Source organism: Pseudoduganella sp. S-14, assembly GCF_049913285.1.
In the GTDB taxonomy this organism is placed as follows: domain Bacteria; phylum Pseudomonadota; class Gammaproteobacteria; order Burkholderiales; family Burkholderiaceae_D; genus Rugamonas.
Window position 1 is genome coordinate 583,016 of record NZ_CP183991.1, and the last position, 19,226, is coordinate 602,241.

Genomic DNA, 19,226 nt, shown 5'->3' on the forward strand with positions numbered 1-19,226 from the left:
AATTATTGTGGTATTGTCAATATCCTGATCACCATGCAGGGGTTTCCATGCCACGTCGCGAGAACCGGGGGGCGCAGCGCGCCCTCGCCATCTTCGGCAGCCTGATGCTGGCTGCCGGCCTGTCCGGCTGCCTCAAGTCCGAAACCAGCGCCGCCCTGGTGGCGCAAGCCCAGCAGTTCTTGCAGAAGGGCGACAGCAAGGCGGCACTGATCCAGCTCAAGAATGCCGCCGACAAGAGCCCGCAAGATGGCGAAATCCGGCTGCTGCTGGCGCGCCTCTACAACGACAACAGCGAAGCGGCCCTGGCCGAAAAGGAAGTGCGCAAGGCGCTCAGCCTCAAGGTCGAGCGGGCCCGGGCCTTGCCGCAACTGCTGCGTGCCCTGCTGGCGCAGGACAAGGCCAAGGAAGCGCTGGCGGAAAGCGAGGCCGACGCCGCCAGCGCCGGTCCGGCCCTGCTGGCCGTGCGCGGCGACGCCTGGCTGGCCCTGGGCGACAGCGCCAAGGCGCGCGACGCCTATGCGCAAGCCCTGGCTGGCGAACCCGGCCAGGCCGCTGCCCTGCTGGGCCAGGCGCGCCTGGCCCAGCAGGCCGGCGATCGCGCCGCTGCCCTGGCGCTGGCCGAACAGGCGCTGCGCGCCCACCCGAAAGACTTGTCGGTGCTGCGCTACCAGGCCGCACTGCTGCGCCAGCTGGGCAGGAACGACGCGGCGCTGGCGGCGCTGGGCCAGGCGCTCAGCGTGCAGCCCGACCACCTGAATGCCCGCGTCGAGCGCACCGACCTCGAAATCGCCCTCAAGCAATTCGACGCGGCCAAGGCCGATATCGCCGAACTGAACAAGCTGCGGCCCGATACCCTGCATGCGCTGTACCTGCAGGCTTTGCTCGACCATAACCAGGGCAGGTACACGGAAGCGCAGGGCAATCTGCTCAGGCTGCTGCAAGCGGCGCCGGGCCACCTGCGCACCATGCTGCTGGCCGGCGCCAATGAACTCAAGCTGGGCAATGCCACCGCGGCCCAGGGTTACCTCAATGCCTACCTGGAAAAATACCCGGAAGACCTGTTCGCCCGCAAGCTGCTGGCCCAGTCCCTGCTCGGCACCCACCAGCCGGCCGAGGCGGCCGCGGCGCTGGCGCCGCTGTTGCGCAGCGGCGCCACGGACCCGCAGTTGCTGGTGCTGGCCGGCGAATCGAACTTGCGCAACAAGGACTACGCCGCGGCCCAGCAGTATTTCGAACAGGCGGCGCAGGCATTGCCCAACGAAGCCACGCTGCACCTGTCGATCGGCCTGGCCCAGCTCGGCCAGCAGCAGTATGCCAAGGCCGTCGAGCAGCTCGAGCGGGCCACCGAGCTCGACCCCAAATCGGCGCAGGCCGCGCTCTACCTGATCCACACTGAAATCAGCCTGCGCCGCTACGACAAGGCGCTGGCAGCGATCAAGGCTTACCACGCCAGCCAGAAGGACAGCGCCATCGTGCGCAACCTGGAAGGCGGCATTTACCTGGCGCAAAAGAATGCGCCGGCCGCGCGCGCCGCCTTTGAAAAAGCGGTGGCGCTGCAGCCCAACCACCTGGCCGCCAACATGAACCTGGCCCAGCTCGACTTGCAGGACAAGCGGCCCGAAGCCGCCCGCCAGCGCTTCCAGACGGTGCTGCAGCACGACCCGCACAATGTCGGCGCCATGACGGCGCTGGCCGACATTTCCAGCCAGCAGGGCAAGCAGGAAGAAGCGCTCGCCTGGCTGGAAAAAGCGGTGGCGGAAAAGCCCAAGGCCACCGAGCTGGGGACCCGCCTGGCCCACGCCTACCTGCAGGCCGGCCAGAACGCCAAGGCCACCACGCTGGCGCGCAAGCTGCAGGTGGAAGATCCGGCCAGCGCCTACCTGGCCGAATTGCTGGGCCAGGTGCAACTGGCCAACCAGGACGCCAGCGGCGCCCTGGAAAGCTTCGGCAAGATGGTGCAGCTGGAGCCGAAATCGGCGCGCGCCTGGTTCGGCATGGCGACCGCCCACCTGATGCTGAAAAAGGCCACGGCCGCCAGCGGCGACTTGAAGAAAGTGCTGGCCATCGATCCGAAACACCGCCCGGCGCGCCTGGCGCTGGCCGAAATCGCGCAGCAGCAGAACCGCCCGGCCGAAGTGCTGGCCATCGCGCGCCAGATGCAGAAGGAGGCAGGGCAGCAGCCGGCCGGCTATGTGCTGGAGGGCGACCTGCTCGCGCGCCAGCAAAAATACAAGGAAGCCGTGGCCCTGTACGACAAGGCCTATGGCATTGAAAAGGATGGCCGTGTCATGCTGGCGCTGCACCGCACCCTGCTGGCGGCCGGCCTGCCGCGCGACGCCGACGCGCGCCTGGCACAGCATCGCAAGGAGCAGCCGGGCGACCTGGCGGCCGCCATGTACGCTGCCGAACTGGCCCTGGCGCGCCAGCAGTATGGCGCCGCGGCTGCCGACCTGGAGCTGGTGCTCAAGACCGCGCCGGACAGCCCGGTAGCCCTGAACAACCTGGCCTGGGCCTATAGCCAGATGAAGGACCCGCGCGCCCTGGCCACGGCCGAGAAGGCGCTGAAGGCGGCGCCGGACAGCCCGGCCGTGCTCGACACCACCGGCTGGCTGATGGTCGGCAAGGGCGATACCGGGCGCGCGCTGCCGCTGCTGAAGCGGGCCAGCACGCTGCAACCGTCCAACGCCATGCTGCGCTACCACCTGGCGGTCGCGCTCAACCAGTCGGGCGACAAGAAGGCCGCCAGGGCCGAACTGGAAAAACTGGTGGCTGCCGGCACCCCGTTCCCCCACCTCGACGATGCGATCGCCCTGCTCAAGGGCCTGAACGGCAGCTAAGCGCGATGAGCGACGACTTCAACTACGGCAAGGCTTTCTCGCGCAACATCGGCTGGGTCACCGAAGCCGAACAGGCCAGCCTGCGCGGCAAGCGCGTGGCCATTGCCGGCGCCGGCGGGGTGGGCGGGGTGCACCTGATGACCCTGGTGCGCCTGGGCGTGGGCGCCTTCCACATTGCCGACTTCGACAAGTTCGACCTGCCCAATTTCAACCGCCAGGTCGGCGCCATGCAGTCGACCCGCGGCTTGCCGAAAATCGAGGTGATGGCGCGCATGGCGCGCGACGTCAACCCAGAACTCGAGATCAGGATGTTCCCGGACGGGATCAATGCCGGCAACCTGGACGCCTTCTTCGAGGGCGTCGACATCTACATCGACAGCCTCGACTTCTTTGCCTTCGACATCCGGCAGCAGACCTTTGCCCTGTGCGCCCGGCGCGGCATCCCGGCCACCACGGTCGCGCCGCTGGGCATGGGCGCGGCGCTGTTGAACTTCCTGCCGGGCCGCATGACGTTCGAGGAGTATTTCGGCTGGGGCGACTTGCCGGAAGGCGACAAGGCGATCCGCTTCGTGGTCGGGCTGGCGCCGGCCGGCCTGCACCGGCCTTACCTGGTGGTGCCCTCGGCCGTCAATTTCGCCGAGCGGCGCGGGCCTTCGACCATCATGGCCTGCCAGCTGTGCGCCGGCATTGCCGCCACCGAGGCGCTGAAGATCCTGCTCGGGCGCGGCGACGTGCTGGCGGCGCCGCACGGCATGCAGTTCGATGCCTACCGCAACAAGCTGGTGCGCACCTGGCGCCCCGGCGGCAACAAGCATCCGATCCAGCGCCTGGCGATCATGATCGGCAAGCGCGCCTTTGCGAAAATGGCCCAATCATGACTACCATCGAACAGATCCTCGACCTGGCGCGCTGGGCGCCCAGCGGCGACAACACGCAGGTGTGGCGCTTCGAAATCGTGGCGCCGGACCATGTGGCGGTGCATTGCTACGACACGCGCGACCATGTGGTGTACGACCTGGACGGCCACCCGAGCCAGGTCGCGGTCGGCGCCATGCTGGAAACCATGGCGATTGCCGCCAGCGCCCACGGCCTGCGCGCCGATGCCGTGCGCCGCGCCGGCAGCCCGGACACCCATCCCGTCTTCGACGTGCGCTTCACGCCCGATGCCGCCATCGGACCCAGTGCTTTGCTGCCGGTGATCACCACGCGCAGCGTGCAGCGCCGCCCGCTCAGCACGCGGCCGCTGACGGCGCAGGAAAAGCAGGCGCTGGAAGCGGCGGTCGGCCCGGCGCACCAGGTGCAGTGGATCGAAGGCTTCGGCGGCCGCTGGGCGGCGGCGCGGCTGATGTTCAACAACGCCAAGCTGCGCCTGACCATGCCCGAGGCGTACGAAGTGCACCGCAGTATCATCGACTGGGGCAAGACGCACAGCCCGGACAAGGTGCCGGACCAGGCCCTCGGTGTCGATAACGGCACCCTGGCCCTGATGAAATGGGCCATGGTGAGCTGGGAACGGGTCAACACCATGAATACCCTGATGGGCACCTGGGCGCCGCGCCTGCAGATGGACCTGCTGCCCGGCATCGCCTGCGCCGCCCACTTCGTGATTCGCGCCAAGGCCGCGCCGGCCGGCATCGACGACTACGTGGCCGCCGGCCGCGCTACCCAGCGCTTCTGGCTGACGCTTGCAGCACTGGGCCTGCACATGCAGCCGGAAATGACGCCGCTGATCTTCGGCCGCTATGTGCGCAACGCCTTGCGCTTCACGCGCCTGGACAAGCTGCAGGAATCGGCGCGCCGGCTGTATGGCCAGCTCACCGGCGTGATCGGCGCGGCGCCGGAAACGGCCGTGTTCATGGGCCGGCTTGGCGCGGGCAAGGCGCCAAAGGCGCGCTCGCTGCGCAAGCCGCTGGCTGAATTGATGAAGTAAGCCGGCACCGCGCGATGACACGCAAGAAAATCCTGTTCGTGGCCGAAGCGGTGACCCTGGCCCACGTGGGCCGCCCGCTGGCCCTGTCTGCCAGCCTCGACCGCGAGCAGTACGAGGTGCACTTTGCCTGCGCCGAGCGCTATGCCTTTTGCTTCGAGGGCGCGGACCTGGTGCGCTGGACCATCCACAGCATCTCGAACCAGCAATTCCTGCAAGCCCTGGCGGACGGCAAGCCGGTCTATGATGCCGCCACGCTGGACGGCTACGTGGAAGAAGACCTGCAACTGCTGCGCCAGGTCCAGCCCGCTATCGTGGTAGGCGATTTCCGCCTGTCGCTGTCGGTCAGCGCGCGCCTGGCCGGCGTGCCCTATGTTTCGCTGATCAATGCCTACTGGAGCCCGTATGTGCACCAGCGCTACATCGTGCCCAGCCTGCCGCTCACGCGCCTGTTGCCGATCGCGCTGGCCAATGCCCTGTTCAAGCTGGTGCGCCCGCTGGCCTTTGCCCTGCACACCATTCCCCTCAACCAGGTACGGCGCCGGCATGGCTTGCCCTCGCTGGGCTGGGACCTGAACCGCGTCTACACCGACGCCGACCACACCCTGTATGCCGACGTGCCGCAGCTGTTCCCGCCGCACGACCTGCCGGCCAGCCACGCCTTCATCGGCCCCGTGCTATGGTCGCCGCCGCTGCCGGTGCCGGACTGGTGGGACCAGTTGCCCACCGATCGCCCGCTGGTGTACGTGACCGTGGGCAGCTCGGGCCACGGCGCCTTGCTGCCCGCCGTGCTGCAGGCCCTGGCCGGCTTGCCGGTGACGGTGCTGGCCGCCACCGTCGGCATGGTCAAGCTCGATGCCGTGCCGGCCAATGCCCGGGTGGCGGACTTCCTGCCCGGCGAAGAGGCCGCACGCCGCGCCGCCCTGGTGATCTGCAATGGCGGCAGCCCGACCAGCCACCAGGCGCTGGCGGCCGGGGTGCCGGTGGTCGGCATCGCCGGCAACCTCGACCAGTTCCTCAACATGGAGGGCATCGTTGCCGCCGGCGCCGGCGCCTTGCTGCGCGCCGACCGCTTCGATGGCGCCGCCTTGCAGCAGGCGGTGCAAGGCTTGCTGGCCACGCCGGCGGCAGGACTTGCAGCGCGTCAACTAATGGACATATTCAGAAACTATCGCTCTTCGGAAGCGTTTAGCAAGTTACTGTCGAAAATCCTTACAAAGGCATAAGTTAATATCAACGTAGTACTAACAGTAAGAAGCCAAGGTATTGATTTCTAAGGAAACGGGGAAGTTGGCACAACTATTGCTCATAGGAGCTTGTGCCCGCTGCAAGGCCAGATAGCAGCAAAAGGTCAGACAGCCCCTTTTAACTCAGGAGTCAATCAATGAAGATTTTCCGCAAACTGCTCCCGCTCGCTACTGTAGCCGGCCTGTTGTTCGCTGCCGGTGCTGCACAGGCAGACGTGATCACCCCCTTCACCATCAAGGACGGCACCAACGTGCTGGCCACCAATGTCAATTCGCTCGACTGGGCCGAAACCGGCAGCGGCCTGGCCAAAGGCATTGGCCCCTTCGGTTCGCCGCTGGCGGTTGGCACCAAGTTCGACTTCCTGTACCAGGCAACCCTGGTGGGCAAGGCCGGCGGCACCGGCAGCCCATCCCTGGGCGGCAGGCTGGACGGTGAAGCGAACGGTTCGGCCGACGGCCTGTTCGAGATCACCATCGCTGCCCGCATGACCGAGGTGGTGTCAAGCGTGGTGCCAGGCCCAGGCGGCACCGCCACCGCCAACTTCAACCTGGCCCCGGGCCAGAACCAAGTCGCGATCTACTTCGACACCAACCAGAACGCCAACACCGCCACCGGCGTGGGCTTCGACGACGGCATCATGATCGCCCTGCTCACCATCGATACCAACTCGTCCGTGTTCCAGTTGCTGGCGCCTAACAATGGCCAGGGTTCCGCCCGCCTGCACGCCGGCCTGCTGTCGCCGGGCGACTTCATTGACGCCAACTACCTGGAAGGCGTCACCAGCCTGCTGTTCGGCATTGATTTCCAGTCGAGCCTGAACTACCCGGCTGACACCTCGACCACCACCGGTTTCCACCGCAATGGCTCGAGCAATAACGGCGACCCGTTCGCGACCGACCTGGTGGCTGGCAACGACATCCTGTTCAAGGTGGACGGTTCGAACCGCTTCACCCGCGTGCCGGAACCAGGCACCATGCTGCTGATGGGCATTGGCCTGCTGGGCCTGGCTCGTCTGCGCCGCCGCGCCTAAGCTGCCGCAGTAACTAAAAAATGGGGACGTACCCTGGCAAGGGGTACGTCCTTTTTTTGCTTACTGCGGCGGCTTGAACATCTTGGCGACTTCCCGGATCACCATGCTGTGCGGGAACAGGCCGGCAAAGAAGCGCTGCTTGTAGGTGCCCTTGATCGAAGCCACCACCGGGTCGCCCTTGGCCAGGCCGGCCAGCGAAGCCTGCACCACCTCGGCCGTGCTGCCGCGCGCGACCAGGGCGCTGGCGTAGGCACCGGCCTTGGCATCGAATTCGGTGTCGGTCGGCCCCGGCACCAGGGTTTGCACCAGGATGCCGCGCTCCTTCCATTCACCATGCAGGGCCTGGCTGAAACTTTGCACGAAGGCTTTCGAGGCGGCATACACGGCCATGTAGGGCACCGGCTGGTAGCTGGCCTGCGAGGACACATTGATCACCGCGCTGCTCGCGTAGGATGCCAGGTCGGGCAGGAAGCGGTAGCACATCTCGACCATGGCGCGGTTGTTGACCTCGATCATGTCGCGGTAATCATTGAGTTCCCAATGCTCGAGGCGGTTCCAGCGTCCGATGCCGGCGATATTGCATAGCAGGCGGATGCGGATGCCGAACGCATCCAGCCGTTCCTTCACATGGGCCACTGCGCCTGGCTTGGCGAGGTCGACGCGTATGACTTCAGCCTTCACGCCCAGTTCGTGCACCGCGCACCTGGCCAGTTCCTGCAAGCGCTCTTCGCGCCGCCCGACCAGCACCACGTTGACGCCGTTGCGCGCCAGCTCGCGCGCGAATTCGGCGCCGATGCCGCCCGAGGCGCCTGTCACCAGCGCCCAGTGGCCGCGCAAATCTTCAAGCTTGATCATCGTAAATTCCTTTTCCTGTCAGCTGGCGTGCCACGCGCAGGGCATTGGCGGCAATGGTCAGGCTGGGATTGGTCCCGCCGCTGGACGGGAAGAACGAGCCGTCGACCACGTACAGGTTGGACAGGCCGTGTGCGCGATTGCTGGCGTCGAGCACGCTGCTGCGCGGGTCGCTGCCGAAGCGGCAGGTGCCGCAGGCGTGGGCAATGCGCTGGTTGTTGTCGGCCTGCTTCACCAGGTCGAAGGCATAGGGCTTGAGCGCATCCTTCATCAGCCGGCGCATGGCCTCGATGCGCGCCGCATCATGCGGGCGCACGCGGTAGGCGAGCGCCAGGCGCGCATCGCCGCTGGCCGGCGTGACGCGGTTGTCGGCATACGGCAAGTCTTCCAGCGTGCTGGCCAGCACCAGGCGCTCGTGCACGAATTGCCTGAGGATGGGCTTGACCAGCGGTTGCGCCAGCTTGAACAGGGGCGCCAGCCAGGGCAGGGCGCCTTGCCGCAGGTCGTCTTCCATCGACGCCGCCAGCACCGGCACCGGCGGCAGGCGGCCGAACGATTGCACCGAGCCGAGCTTTTGGCCGTCGCGCAGGTAGAAGTCGTTGAAGCCGAATTCCTTTTGCCGGTTGTCGAAACCGGCCGGCGTGCGCGGCTTGATCACGTACAGGTCGATATGGTGGCGCATCAAGTGGCGTCCCACCAGGCCGGAATCGTTGGCCAGGCCTTGCGGCCAGTGGGGGGAGCTCGACTGCAGCAACAGGCGCGGCGTCTCCAGCGCGCCGGCCGCCAGGAAGACCTGCCTGCCGCGCAAGGTCAGGCGCTGGCCGCGCTGCTGGCACACCACGCCGGTGACGGCGCTGCGCGTGGCTTCCAGCTGCAGCACTTCGCACTCGTCCATCAGCGTGGCGCCATGCTGGGCCAGGGCCGGTTGCAGGCAGATCCGGCTGGCGTCGTTCTTGCACTGGCGGTCGCACAGGTAACCCTGGCAGGCAGCGCAACCGTCGACGAATTCGCAGGCCAGCGGCAGGCGGTAGGGATGCAGCGCGCGCTGGCGGAAGAACTCGAACAGCTCGCCGGAAGCCGGCGTCAGCGGTGGCGGCTGACGGAAGTGCGCGGCCCAGTCGCCGCTGCCGGCGGCGCGCAGCGGGTCGGGCGTGCCGCGCACGCGGAACAGGCGTTCGGCTTCGGCGTAATGCGGCAGCAGTTCCTGGTAGCCGACCGGCCAGGCTTCGGGCAATGCCGCCTCGGCCGCGCCCGGGTGCTGTGCCCGCGGCGCGAAATCGGAGGGGAAGAAGCGTTCCAGCACCATGCCGTACAGCGCACTGGAGCCGCCGGTGCCGCTGCCGATGAAGGGTACGAAATGCTGGGTGCGCGGGCCGGCATTGCTGCGGATGGTGTCGCTGTAGCGGCCGGCGCGCTGCAAGGTGGCGCGATGCTGCGGGCCCGGCGCGGCTGGCGTGGGGAAATGCGTTTCGGCGTAGCTGTCGGTCAGCGCGCCCGGCTGCAGATGGGACTTGCCTTTTTCAAGGAATAAAACGCGTTGCCCGGCCTTCGCCAGCGCATAGCCAAGTGGCGCCCCGCCCATGCCGGTGCCGATGATGATCGCGTCCCATTCCATCGGGCAAGGATATCATCGGCGTGATCGAATTGCTATCTGGTGTGTACAGCGCTGCGGCGCCGCTGCCGCGTAAGGATGGCTGGATTTGCCGTACAGCTGGCCGATCCGCCGCACATAGGCGCGCGTCTCGTCGTACGGCGGCACGCCGCCGTACTGGTCGACTGCCTGCTCGCCGGCATTGTAGGCGGCCGTGGCCAGCGCGACGTCGCCGCTGTAGCGCGCCAGCAGCCAGCGCAGGTAGGCCAGGCCGCCGCGCAGGTTCTGCTCGGGGTTGAAGGCGTCGAGCACGCAAAAGCGCGACGCGGTTGCGGGGATCAGTTGCATCAGCCCGCGTGCGTCGCGCGGTGAAACGGCGCTGCGGTTGAAACCGGATTCGACAGCGATGACGGCCAGTGCCAGGGCCGGCTCGATCTCGTATTCGGGCGCCAGCTTGTCAACCAGGGCCAGCAGCTGCGGCGACGCCGCCGTATAGTCGGGAAGCGGCAAGGCCAGGTCGAGCTCGAGCGCGGGATCGGGCGCCATGCAGGGCGGCAGCGCGGCTCCGGGTGCCGCCGGCAGCAGCGCCTGCAGGCGTGCGCTGGCCGCATGGCCCTGTTCGGCAGCCAGGCCGAACAGGCGCCAGGCGGCGCCGTCGTCGTGCGCCACGCCGCGCCCGTTGGCATACATCCAGCCCAGCGCGTACTGGGAATCGGGGGCGCCGAGCCGGGCGGCGCGGCAGTACAGCGCTGCGGCCTGGTGCAGGTCGCGCGCCACGCCTTCGCCGTGTTCCAGGCGCTGCGCTTGTTCGTACAGGGTGGCGGCATTCTGCGCGCAGGCAGCGTGGGCCAGCAGGCTGGCCGCCACGAGGGCTGGGAGTCGCATGCAGGCTCCATGCAAGGCGATGTCCCAGCCATTGTAGCGGGACGGCGCTGGCAGTTGCTGCCGTTATGCGGCCGCACCCTGCGAGTTTTTGGGCGTCAAAAGTGCCTTATGGAACAGGTGGCGCGCCAGGCGCAGCGGCGGCATGCGCAGCCAGTTGCCGCGTACATACAAGAGGAAGTCGGCGAGCGCGCCGCCGGCGCCGCGGCAGCTGGGATGGTGCGGCAGCAGCGCACGCAGGAACAGCGCATCCATCACGGCCAGCAGCGCGCGCGGCGGGCCGGCTGGCGCCATGGCGGCCAGGGTGGCCGGCGGCACTTCGGTGCCGAGCAGCGCGGCACTGTAGCGCAGGGCGTAGAACATGAAGCGCTGCAGCTGGTGCTGGCGCGCGCGCGCCGGCAGCCCTTCCCAGAAGCCGGGCTCGTTGGCGCCGAAATGCGTGAGCAGGCAGTGCAGGTCCCACAGGTCGCGCAAGCCCTTGTCGAACTCGCCGTCGGCAAACAGGTGGGTGGCGCTGTGCAGCACCATGTCCAGCGGCGCCAGGATGGCCGTGCCCGGCGGCGCGGCAGCGTCGGCCAGCGGCCGCGCGGCGGCACGCAGCAGGCGCGCATCGGGGCGCTGGGCGGCCGTGCGCGGCAGGATGGTGTGGTGCACGTCGATGGCGGTCTGGCGCAGCACATGCATCATCGGCGGCAGCTCGTGCATCCACTCGCGGTAGTAGCGCTGGTCGTAGCTGTCATGGTGGGTGCCGACCCAGCCGTGGCGCATCAGGGCCGCTTCCACCTGCGGCAGGCTGTCTTCCGGCACCAGGATGTCGATGTCGGAAAACAGGCGGCCGGCGGCCGGCGGCAGGTTGGCCGCGGCATAGGCGCCGCCCTTGAGCAGCAGCAGCGGCACGCCGAGCCCGGCCAGCGCCTTGCCGATCAGGCGGATTTCCCAATAGGTGGCCTGGCGGTGGCGCCGCGCCATCACGGCCGCCCACGACAGCTGCTCGCGCGCCTGCGGCAAGGCTTGCGCCAGCACGCCGTGCCGCTCCAGCCAGTCATGCAGGGTGGCGCTGAGGTTGGCATTGGCGGCCTGGCGCAGCAGCAGGTCCCAGCCGGCCGGCGGCAGGCCGGCCAGCTGCTGCGGCGCGCGCAGGGCGCGCAGCAGGAGCGGCAACTCAGCTTTCATGGAGGCGGGCGAAGGTGTCCAGGGCGTCATCCAGCGCACTATAGCGGAAGCGCAAGCCGGCTGCCTGCTCGACCAGGCGGCCGAGGGCGTCAAAGCCGGCGGCGCCCAGCACGCTGTAGTTGAAGCTGTTGCCGGCCAGTTCCATGAAGGTGGCGGCGCGCGCCAGCGGTTCCAGCGTGGTGGCGGCGCCGGCGCTGTAATGGGGAAAGACGATCCAGGCCGGCCGGGCGCAATCGGCGGCGCGCTGCACGGCATCGCCCGGCGCGCGCATATGGGCCACGGTGCCCTTGGTGGTATCGTGCACCGGCGTGCTCAGCACCGCGTCGGGCACATAGGCGCGGATGATGTCGATCGACGCATTCTTCAGGCTGATGGGGCGCGGGTTGGGCACCAGCAGGCCGCTCTCGGGATCGAGCAGGGTCAGTTCGTCCGACAGCAGGCGCCAGCCGCCCCTGCCGCACAGGGCCGCGGTCAGCGTGCTCTTGCCCGAGCCGGGCGGCGCCGGCAGGATCACGGCGCGGCCCTGGCGTTCCAGCACGGCCGCATGCACGATCAGGTAGCGGTGCGCGCGGCTCGAGACGCACCAGTTCAAGCCCCACTCAAACATGGGGAAGGCATGCTGCAGCGGCATTGGCTGGAACATTTCGTAGCCGTCGCAGTGCAGCCTTACTTGCGGGCGCAGCCAGCGGCGCGCCGAACGCGGGCGCATCAGCTGCAGGTGGAAATCGGCGAAATCGCCGTCCTGCAGCAGCGGGTAGTCGCCATAGAGCTGGCCGATGCCGGCTGCCACGCTGGGCATGTCGGCTTGCAGGCGCACGCTGAAGCGGCCGGTGCGCAGGCGCAAGCCGTCGCCGGCCAGGCGCGCCCGCAGTGCAGCGGGCGCCAGCGAGGCCACGTTCAGCATGGTTCCACCAGGTAGAGTTTGCGCAATTCGGCCAGGGCCAGCTGGAGCTCGGGGTCGGCCCAGTCTTCAGGCGCCAGTTCGCCGTCGCGCAATGCTTGCAGCAAGTCGAGGGTTGCCTGGTCGAGCAGGTGGGTGGCGCCGGACACTTCGTTGTAGAGCACCACCTTGCCGTCCCAGCTGCGATGCAGCAGGGACTGGCCCGGCACCAGTTGCCATTGCACTGGCATCAACCCATGGTACCGGCCAGGTAGTCGACCACTTGCTTGGCGTCCCATTGCACGCCGGCAGTCGGGGTGAAGTAGCCGGTATCGCGCAGCTCGTTCCAGATGTTTTGCAGCATCGGCACGGTCTGGAAGCCGGACAGGCCGGCCAGCACGTTGAGGTAGGCCGCCACCAGGTGGGCGCCCAGCTTGTAGGTGTCGAAGGTCGGTTCGTTGCCGAGGATATAGTCCAGGTTGCACTTGTCCGAACCGTAGGTGCTGCTCATGTCGAGGCTGCAGGTAAACACGGTGCGGAACAGGTCGGTCGGCAAGGCGCCGGCCGGCCAGACCTTGTCCGGCAGCGGCGATGGCGTCGGATTCTTGCCGCCGCCCTTGCCGTTGCCGTTACCATTGCTGCTGCCGCCTGGCGCCGGGTCGGTGTTTTTCCACGCGCCTGGCGATTTGCCGGCGCAGGCGCCGGGGTCGTTGGGGCGGGCGCTGACCAGGCCGGACTGGAAGCCCGATGGCCCGGCGCACACGACCGCCGCCATGCCCGGCTGGCTGTGCAGGGTCAGCAGAACGCCGGATGCTGCGGCACCGGCGCGTGTGAAGCGGCGGCGCGCAGCGCCTTTCGCGCTCAGTTGCTTGCCTGGCTGTTGTTCGTTGGCCACGTCGTCGTCCTTGCGAATTATGTGGGGCAGCTCAGCCGCCCATGATACTTAGTGAACAAGCAAGTACCGTTCCAGATACGAGTTTCACCTATGGAACAGCTGGAAAATCAGGTGCTTAGCCACAGAAAGGGGGGCTCGGATACCCCCCGGCGGGCAATCATATCTTGAACTGTAAGAATTATCGACACCTACAGGAAACTATCCAGCTGCTACTTCCTGTCAGAAGAAGCTCTCCGGAATGACCAGGATATCGCCCGGGCGCATCTGCACGTTGGCGGAAATGTCGCCATCCTTGATCAGGTCGTTCAAGCGCACGGTGAACTGTTGCTGCTTGCCGTCGACCATGCGGATGATGCTGGCCTTGTTGCCGGCCGCGAATTCCGTGACGCCGCCGACGGCAATCATCACGTCCAGGATCGACATGTCGCGGCGGTACGGCAGCGATTGCGGCTTGGCGGCCTGGCCGATCACGCGGATCTGCTCGCCGTACGTGCCGACGAAGCCGGTGACGATGACGGTGACCACCGGTTGCTGGATGAACTTGGCCAGCGCTTTTTCGATGTCGCGCGCCAGTTCGGTCGAGGTCTTGCCGCTGGCCGGCAAGTCTTCCACCAGCGGGGTGGTGATCTTGCCGTCAGGGCGCACCGGCACCACTTGCGACACTTCCGGATTGCGCCAGACGATGATGCTCAGGTTGTCGCCCGGGCCAATCAGGTAATCGGTTTGCGGCACGACGCCGGCGTCGGCCGGGGCGCCGCCATGGGGCGTGGAGCAGCCGCCCAGGCCCAAGGCGCCGAGGACCACGGCGCTCGCGGCGAGAACGCGGGCCAGCTTGGTTTGCATATTCACATTATTCTCCTTGTTTGCCTTTTGGCATTGCCTGTTATACCACGGTTCTTGCTATTTTACCTTCTATTTCTGTGCGCCACCCTGTTGCAGCAGTTCGTGCACGTGGCGCACCGGAATCGCGTAGCTGATGCCGCTGGGGTCGGTGATCGCGCTTTCCTTCATGCCCTTGACCAGGGTCATATTGATGACCGCCACCACGGTGCCGGTTTCGGGATCATACACGGGGCTGCCACTATTGCTGGGGTAAGCCGTGCCGTCGAGCTGGTAAATCGTGAACGGCGCGCCACGCTGCAGCTGCAGCACGGCGCGCGGATTGAGGCCGCGCGAAGTCGGGGTCGGCAAGATGGCCGGCGTCTGCGCCGCCAGCAGGGCGCGGTGGGTGACCGGGTTCAGGCCCAGCATGATGCCCAGCGGATAGCCGGTAAACACCAGGTCGCTGCCTTCGTCCAGCATGTCGCTGCTGCCCAGGGTCAGCGCCGGCAGCGGCGTGCCTTTCATGCGCAGGTGCACCAGGTCGTGCGCGCGGTCGATGGTGACCACGCTCGCTTCGCGGAACTGCAGCTGGTCGCCCTTGCCGGTGACAATGCCCAGGGTTTCCAGCTTTTCCGCATCGAGCGCCGTCACCGCATGGGCGTTGGTGATGACCGACAGTCCGTCACCTACCACAAAGCCGGTGGCATGGAATACGATGGCAGGACTGCGCGTGCGGTTGAACGTGCCGATGCCGACCACGCTGGGCTTGACCGCGGCGATGGTGCGCGTCAGCGGCGCGGCCCCGGCCAGCGGATTGGCGCAGCACAGGCAGGCTGCCAGGAAAAGTGAAATCAGCTTGGCCATGCAGCCTCCAAAATGGTGAATTGCCGTGGGGAAATGTTAAATTCTTTTCGTCAGCGGGGTGCAACAAGCATAAATTAATAGTAACAGGCGGCGCGTTCTGCTGTATGATAGAGATTAGATGTTATTTAGGCAATATTAGATGTGGGCATTGCGACAGTTTGCCTGCCTAACCAGGGATGAGTGATCGAAATGGCAGAGATTTTGGCATTGCTGTTGACCTTTCTTAAGGCAATCGGGAAATACCGCTGGTATGCAGTGGCGATTGCCTGGCTGGTCGCCGTCATCGGCTGGGCGGTGGTGTACCGCCTGCCGAGCGACTACCAGGCGTCGGCCAGGGTGTACGTCGACACCCAGAGCATCCTGAAACCGCTGATGGCGGGCATGACCACCACGCCCAATGTGGAGCAGCAGGTGATGTTCATGCGCCGTACCCTGATCAGCCGGCCCAATGTGGAACGCGTGCTGCGCATGGTGGACCTGGATATCAAGGCCAAGGACAGCAAGGAGCACGAGCGCCAGGTCGACGAGCTGATGACCGCGATCAAGGTCACCGGCACCGAGCGCGACGACATCTACACCATCTCGTACAACAATGAGAACCCGAAGCTGGGCAAGGACGTGGTGCAGTCGCTGCTGACCATCTTTGTCGAAGGTTCCTTCGGCGGCAAGAAGCAGGATTCGGAAAAGGCCGTGCAGTTCATCGACGACCAGATCAAGATGTACGAGGAGCGCCTGGCGGCCGGCGAAAATGCGCTGAAGGAATTCAAGATCCGCCACATGGGCCTGCTGCCGCGCCAGGGCACCGACTATTCGACCAACCTGGGCGACCTGTCCGAAAAGCTGAACCAGGCGCGCCTGGAACTGCTGGAAGCGGAACAGGCACGCAATGCCATCAAGCGCCAGATTGCCGGCGAAGACATGGCGCCGGCAGCCGATGCCACCAATATTTCCAACCCTGAACTTGACGGCCGCATCTCGACGCTGGAAAAACAGCTCGACGGCCTGCGCATGCAATATACCGAAGAGCATCCGGACATCGTCTCGGCCAAGCGCCTGATCGCCAACCTGCAGCAGCGCAAGAAGGACGAGGCGAAGAAGGCGGCCAAGAGCGGCGACCCGGGCATGGGCTACAGCCCGATGCTGCAGCAGATGAACGTGGCGCTGTCGGTGGAAGAAGCGCGCGTGGCCTCGCTCAAGGCGCGCGTCGGCGAATATACCTCGCGCATGGAGCGCATGCGCTCGCAGAGCACGGCAGCGCCGGAAGTGGAAGCGCAGCTGGCCCAGCTCAACCGCGACTATGCGATCAACAAGGAAAACTATGAGAAGCTGGTGCAGCGCCGCGAAGCGGCCAAGCTGTCCGGCGACCTCAGCTCGGCAACCGACATGATGAGTTTCCGCGTGATTGACCCGCCGATCGTGCCGCAAACCCCGATCGGCCCGAACCGTCCGCGCTACTACGCGATCGTGTTCGTGGCGGCCCTGCTGGCCGGACTGGGCGGTGCGTTCCTGATGAGCCAGGTCCGTCCTACCTTCCTCAGCCAGCACAGCCTGCGCGAAGTGACCGGCGTGCCGATCCTCGGCACCATCGGCATGAACTGGACCGAGCAGCAGCGCGCCTCGCGCCGGCGCCGGCTGTATGCCTTTGGCCTGGCCGTGGCCTCGCTGCTGACCGCCTTTGGCGGTGTCATGACCGTTACCTTGCTGCGCGCCGCTTGAGTTGCGCAACACCCAGGGAGTCCACAAGTGAGCATTATTGAAAAAGCCGCCAATCGCCTTGGGCAAGCGCGTCCTGCCGACGCCGCTGCCGAGGCCACCGTTTCCCCAGCACCGGCCGCGGCTGCTCCGGCTGCCGCCCCGGCCGCGCCGGCCCCGGCGGCAGCGCCGCTGATGCCGACCCTGGCCACCCTGCAGCCGCACGGCGACGCCAGCCGCCGCACCACCCACACCGTGGAGCTGGACCTGATGCGCATGCACGAATCCGGCCTGGTGACCGCTGCCGGCGGCCGCACCGCGCTGGTGGAAGACTTCCGCATCATCAAGCGCCCGCTGATCAAGCGTGCCTTCGGCGCGCGCAAGCCGGGCGACAACCCGGGCAACCTGATCATGATCACCAGCTCGCTGCCCGGCGAAGGCAAGACTTTCTGCGCCATCAACCTGGCCATGAGCATTGCCATGGAACTGGACCACACCGTGTTGCTGGTCGACGCCGACGTGGCGCGTCCTTCGGTGCTGCGCACGCTCGGCCTGCCGGCCCAGCGCGGCCTGATGGATATCCTGCTGGACGATAATGTCGACATGGCCGACGTCATGCTGCGCACCAATGTCAACACCCTGTCGATCCTGCCGGCCGGCACCAGCTCGCCGCGCGCGACCGAGCTGCTGGCCTCGCACATGATGAAAAACCTGGTGAACGAGATCGCGAACCGCTACCCGGACCGTATCGTGATCTTCGATTCGCCGCCGCTGCTGCTGACTTCCGAATCACATGTGCTGGCCTCGAACATGGGCCAGATCGTGATGGTGGTGGAGTCGGAACGCACCACCCAGCACGCGGTCAAGGAGTCGCTGCGCCAGCTCGAGGGCTTGAGCAACGTCAACCTGATCTACAACAAGTCGCGTGAATTCCCGGGTACCGAAACCTATGACTATCACTATGGCTAAGCGCGGCCGCCTGGCCCTGCTGCCCTTGGCAGCGGGCTTGTGCGCAGCGTTTCCGGCGCAGGCCGCGTGGGATTTCACGCCCACCGCTGCCGCGCGCGCCACGTATTCCGACAATGTCGGGCTGCAAGCCGATGAGCGCGCCGACAGCGGCATGGTGCTGCAGCTCACGCCCGGCTTCCAGTTGCTCAATCACTCGCAGCGTTTCGATTTCAGCCTTGACTATGCACTGAGCCTGTATGAATATGCCGGGGCGCGCCGCAACGGCGCCCAGCGCCACAACCAGGACCTGAGCAGCCAGCTCAAGTCGCGCCTGCTCGAGGACTTCCTGTACCTCGATGCCCAGGCCGGCATCCACCAGCAAGCCACGTCGGCCTTCGGCCCGCTGCAGGCCGGCAACGACTATGTGCGCACCAACCGTACCGAGGTGCGCACTTACCGCATCAGTCCTTACCTGGTGCACCGTTTCGGCGCCTTTGCCAACGGCCAGCTGCGCTACACCCACGACTCGGTCAGCACCGACAACGCCGGCATGCGCCGCAGCGACGGCAATACCATCAGCGCCCAGCTGGCCAGCGGCGCGACCTTCCGCCGCTTCCTGTGGGATGCCTCGGCGTCGCGCTCGGTGATCGACGAGCAGCTGCCCCGCATCGGCGGCGGCGCCGAGCGGCAGCAGACCACCAGTTCCAAGGCCGCCAATGTGAACTTGCGCTATGTCGCCACCCCGCAGCTCAACCTCGGGGTGTACGGCGGCTATGACAGCTACGATTTCAGCAGCGTGGGCGGGGCCCAGTCCGGCGCTGCCTATGGCGGCTCGCTGCAGTGGACGCCATCCGCGCGCACCTCGGTGCAGGCGACGGCCGGCCACCGCTTCTACGGCCCCAGCTACAGCCTGGCGCTGCAGCACCGCAGCCGCGGCACCGTGTGGAATATCGGCTACAGCGATTCGGTCAGCTCCACGCGCAGCCAGTTCGTGCTGCCGCAGGCAATCGATACGGCCGCCATGCTGGACAACCTGTTCCGCGCCCAGATTCCCGATGCGCAGTTGCGTGCGGCCGTGGTGCAAGCGTATATCCAGTCGACCGGCCTGCCGCAGTCGCTGGCCACCAGCGTCAACTTCCTGAGCAACCGCTATTCGCTGAACAAGCAGCTGAACGCCGGCGTGGCATGGCAACTGGCGCGCACCACCTCCACCTTCAGCGTGTTCAAGACCAAGCGCCAGATGCTGTCGAGCCAGCAGGTCGACAGCGTCTTGTTGGGCAACACGCTGGCCACCCTGAACGACAATACCGAGCAGGTCGGCGGCATGGCCAGCATCAGCTACCGTCCGGGCGCGCAGACGGTGGCGACCCTGCTGGCCAATGCCTCGAACGTCAAATCCTTGAGCGATGCGCGCAGCAGCAACCATCGCGACCTGCGCTTCAACCTGTCGCGCACTTACAGCACGCGCACCACCGGCATCGTGGAATTGCGCCACGTGCGCGGTTCCACCGGGCTGGGCGGCCAGAAGTACACGGAAAATGCCCTGTCCGCGACACTGACAACAAGATTCTAAGCATCAAGGTGT

At 66.6% G+C, this 19,226-nt stretch carries 17 protein-coding genes; 8 read left to right on the plus strand and 9 right to left on the minus strand.

The features are described 5' to 3' along the window. Positions 1 to 47: 47 nt before the first annotated feature. From prsT to pepA, 5 genes are all read left to right on the plus strand, one after another. A complete protein-coding gene (gene prsT / locus ACN9MZ_RS02700; RefSeq protein ID WP_426340787.1) occupies positions 48 to 2,837 on the plus strand; it encodes an XrtA/PEP-CTERM system TPR-repeat protein PrsT in 2,790 nt (929 codons plus the stop codon). 5 nt (positions 2,838 to 2,842) lie between these two features. Then, positions 2,843 to 3,715, plus strand: coding sequence for a ThiF family adenylyltransferase (locus tag ACN9MZ_RS02705; protein WP_426340788.1), 873 nt, complete (start codon positions 2,843 to 2,845; stop codon positions 3,713 to 3,715). Further along, the gene (locus tag ACN9MZ_RS02710; protein WP_426340789.1) at positions 3,712 to 4,767 is read left to right on the plus strand and encodes a molybdopterin biosynthesis protein MoeY; all 1,056 of its coding nucleotides are present in this window, start codon (positions 3,712 to 3,714) and stop codon (positions 4,765 to 4,767) included. Before ACN9MZ_RS02705 ends, ACN9MZ_RS02710 begins: the two co-directional genes overlap by 4 nt. A 14-nt stretch (positions 4,768 to 4,781) precedes the next feature. Further along, positions 4,782 to 5,990: a glycosyltransferase gene (locus ACN9MZ_RS02715; protein WP_426340790.1), complete on the plus strand. Its 1,209-nt coding sequence runs from the start codon at positions 4,782 to 4,784 to the stop codon at positions 5,988 to 5,990. Between the two features lie 158 nt (positions 5,991 to 6,148). Next, positions 6,149 to 7,042 carry a flocculation-associated PEP-CTERM protein PepA gene (gene pepA / locus ACN9MZ_RS02720; RefSeq protein ID WP_426340791.1) on the plus strand — a complete coding sequence of 298 codons (894 nt, stop codon included), beginning with the start codon at positions 6,149 to 6,151 and terminating at the stop codon, positions 7,040 to 7,042. Between the two features lie 60 nt (positions 7,043 to 7,102). On the opposite strand, the gene ACN9MZ_RS02725 is transcribed toward pepA, so the two are convergent. The 9 genes from ACN9MZ_RS02725 to ACN9MZ_RS02765 form a co-directional block, all read right to left on the minus strand. Beyond that, complete coding sequence (locus ACN9MZ_RS02725; protein WP_426340792.1) at positions 7,103 to 7,897, minus strand: SDR family NAD(P)-dependent oxidoreductase; 795 nt, start codon at positions 7,895 to 7,897, stop codon at positions 7,103 to 7,105. Beyond that, positions 7,884 to 9,509, minus strand: coding sequence for a GMC oxidoreductase (locus ACN9MZ_RS02730; RefSeq protein ID WP_426340793.1), 1,626 nt, complete (start codon positions 9,507 to 9,509; stop codon positions 7,884 to 7,886). Before ACN9MZ_RS02730 ends, ACN9MZ_RS02725 begins: the two co-directional genes overlap by 14 nt. 12 nt (positions 9,510 to 9,521) lie before the next feature. Then, positions 9,522 to 10,370, minus strand: a complete 849-nt coding sequence (locus ACN9MZ_RS02735) for a lytic transglycosylase domain-containing protein (protein WP_426340794.1) — start codon at positions 10,368 to 10,370, stop codon at positions 9,522 to 9,524. A 63-nt stretch (positions 10,371 to 10,433) separates the two neighbouring features. Beyond that, positions 10,434 to 11,540: a nucleotidyltransferase domain-containing protein gene (locus tag ACN9MZ_RS02740; protein WP_426340795.1), complete on the minus strand. Its 1,107-nt coding sequence runs from the start codon at positions 11,538 to 11,540 to the stop codon at positions 10,434 to 10,436. Further along, complete coding sequence (locus ACN9MZ_RS02745; RefSeq protein WP_426340796.1) at positions 11,530 to 12,444, minus strand: HprK-related kinase A; 915 nt, start codon at positions 12,442 to 12,444, stop codon at positions 11,530 to 11,532. The genes ACN9MZ_RS02740 and ACN9MZ_RS02745 overlap by 11 nt, the downstream gene beginning before the upstream one ends. Beyond that, positions 12,438 to 12,671 carry a hypothetical protein gene (locus ACN9MZ_RS02750; RefSeq protein ID WP_426340797.1) on the minus strand — a complete coding sequence of 78 codons (234 nt, stop codon included), beginning with the start codon at positions 12,669 to 12,671 and terminating at the stop codon, positions 12,438 to 12,440. The genes ACN9MZ_RS02745 and ACN9MZ_RS02750 overlap by 7 nt, the downstream gene beginning before the upstream one ends. After that, positions 12,671 to 13,315, minus strand: coding sequence for a hypothetical protein (locus ACN9MZ_RS02755; protein WP_426340798.1), 645 nt, complete (start codon positions 13,313 to 13,315; stop codon positions 12,671 to 12,673). Before ACN9MZ_RS02755 ends, ACN9MZ_RS02750 begins: the two co-directional genes overlap by 1 nt. Positions 13,316 to 13,534: 219 nt before the next feature. Continuing rightward, positions 13,535 to 14,158 (minus strand): XrtA/PEP-CTERM system exopolysaccharide export protein, encoded by a 624-nt coding sequence (locus ACN9MZ_RS02760; protein ID WP_426342855.1) that lies wholly within the window; start codon positions 14,156 to 14,158, stop codon positions 13,535 to 13,537. 69 nt (positions 14,159 to 14,227) lie between these two features. Then, positions 14,228 to 15,001, minus strand: a complete 774-nt coding sequence (locus tag ACN9MZ_RS02765) for a S1 family peptidase (protein WP_426340799.1) — start codon at positions 14,999 to 15,001, stop codon at positions 14,228 to 14,230. A gap of 189 nt (positions 15,002 to 15,190) precedes the next feature. On the opposite strand from ACN9MZ_RS02765, the gene ACN9MZ_RS02770 reads away from it, so the two are divergent. From ACN9MZ_RS02770 to ACN9MZ_RS02780, 3 genes are read left to right on the plus strand one after another with little or no spacing between them, the layout of a single operon-like run. Beyond that, positions 15,191 to 16,717 (plus strand): XrtA system polysaccharide chain length determinant, encoded by a 1,527-nt coding sequence (locus ACN9MZ_RS02770; protein WP_426340800.1) that lies wholly within the window; start codon positions 15,191 to 15,193, stop codon positions 16,715 to 16,717. 27 nt (positions 16,718 to 16,744) lie between these two features. Then, a complete protein-coding gene (locus ACN9MZ_RS02775; RefSeq protein WP_426340801.1) occupies positions 16,745 to 17,662 on the plus strand; it encodes an XrtA-associated tyrosine autokinase in 918 nt (305 codons plus the stop codon). Further along, on the plus strand, positions 17,643 to 19,214 hold the full coding sequence (locus ACN9MZ_RS02780; protein ID WP_426340802.1) for a TIGR03016 family PEP-CTERM system-associated outer membrane protein: 1,572 nt from the start codon (positions 17,643 to 17,645) through the stop codon (positions 19,212 to 19,214). The genes ACN9MZ_RS02775 and ACN9MZ_RS02780 overlap by 20 nt, the downstream gene beginning before the upstream one ends. Positions 19,215 to 19,226 lie beyond the last annotated feature (12 nt).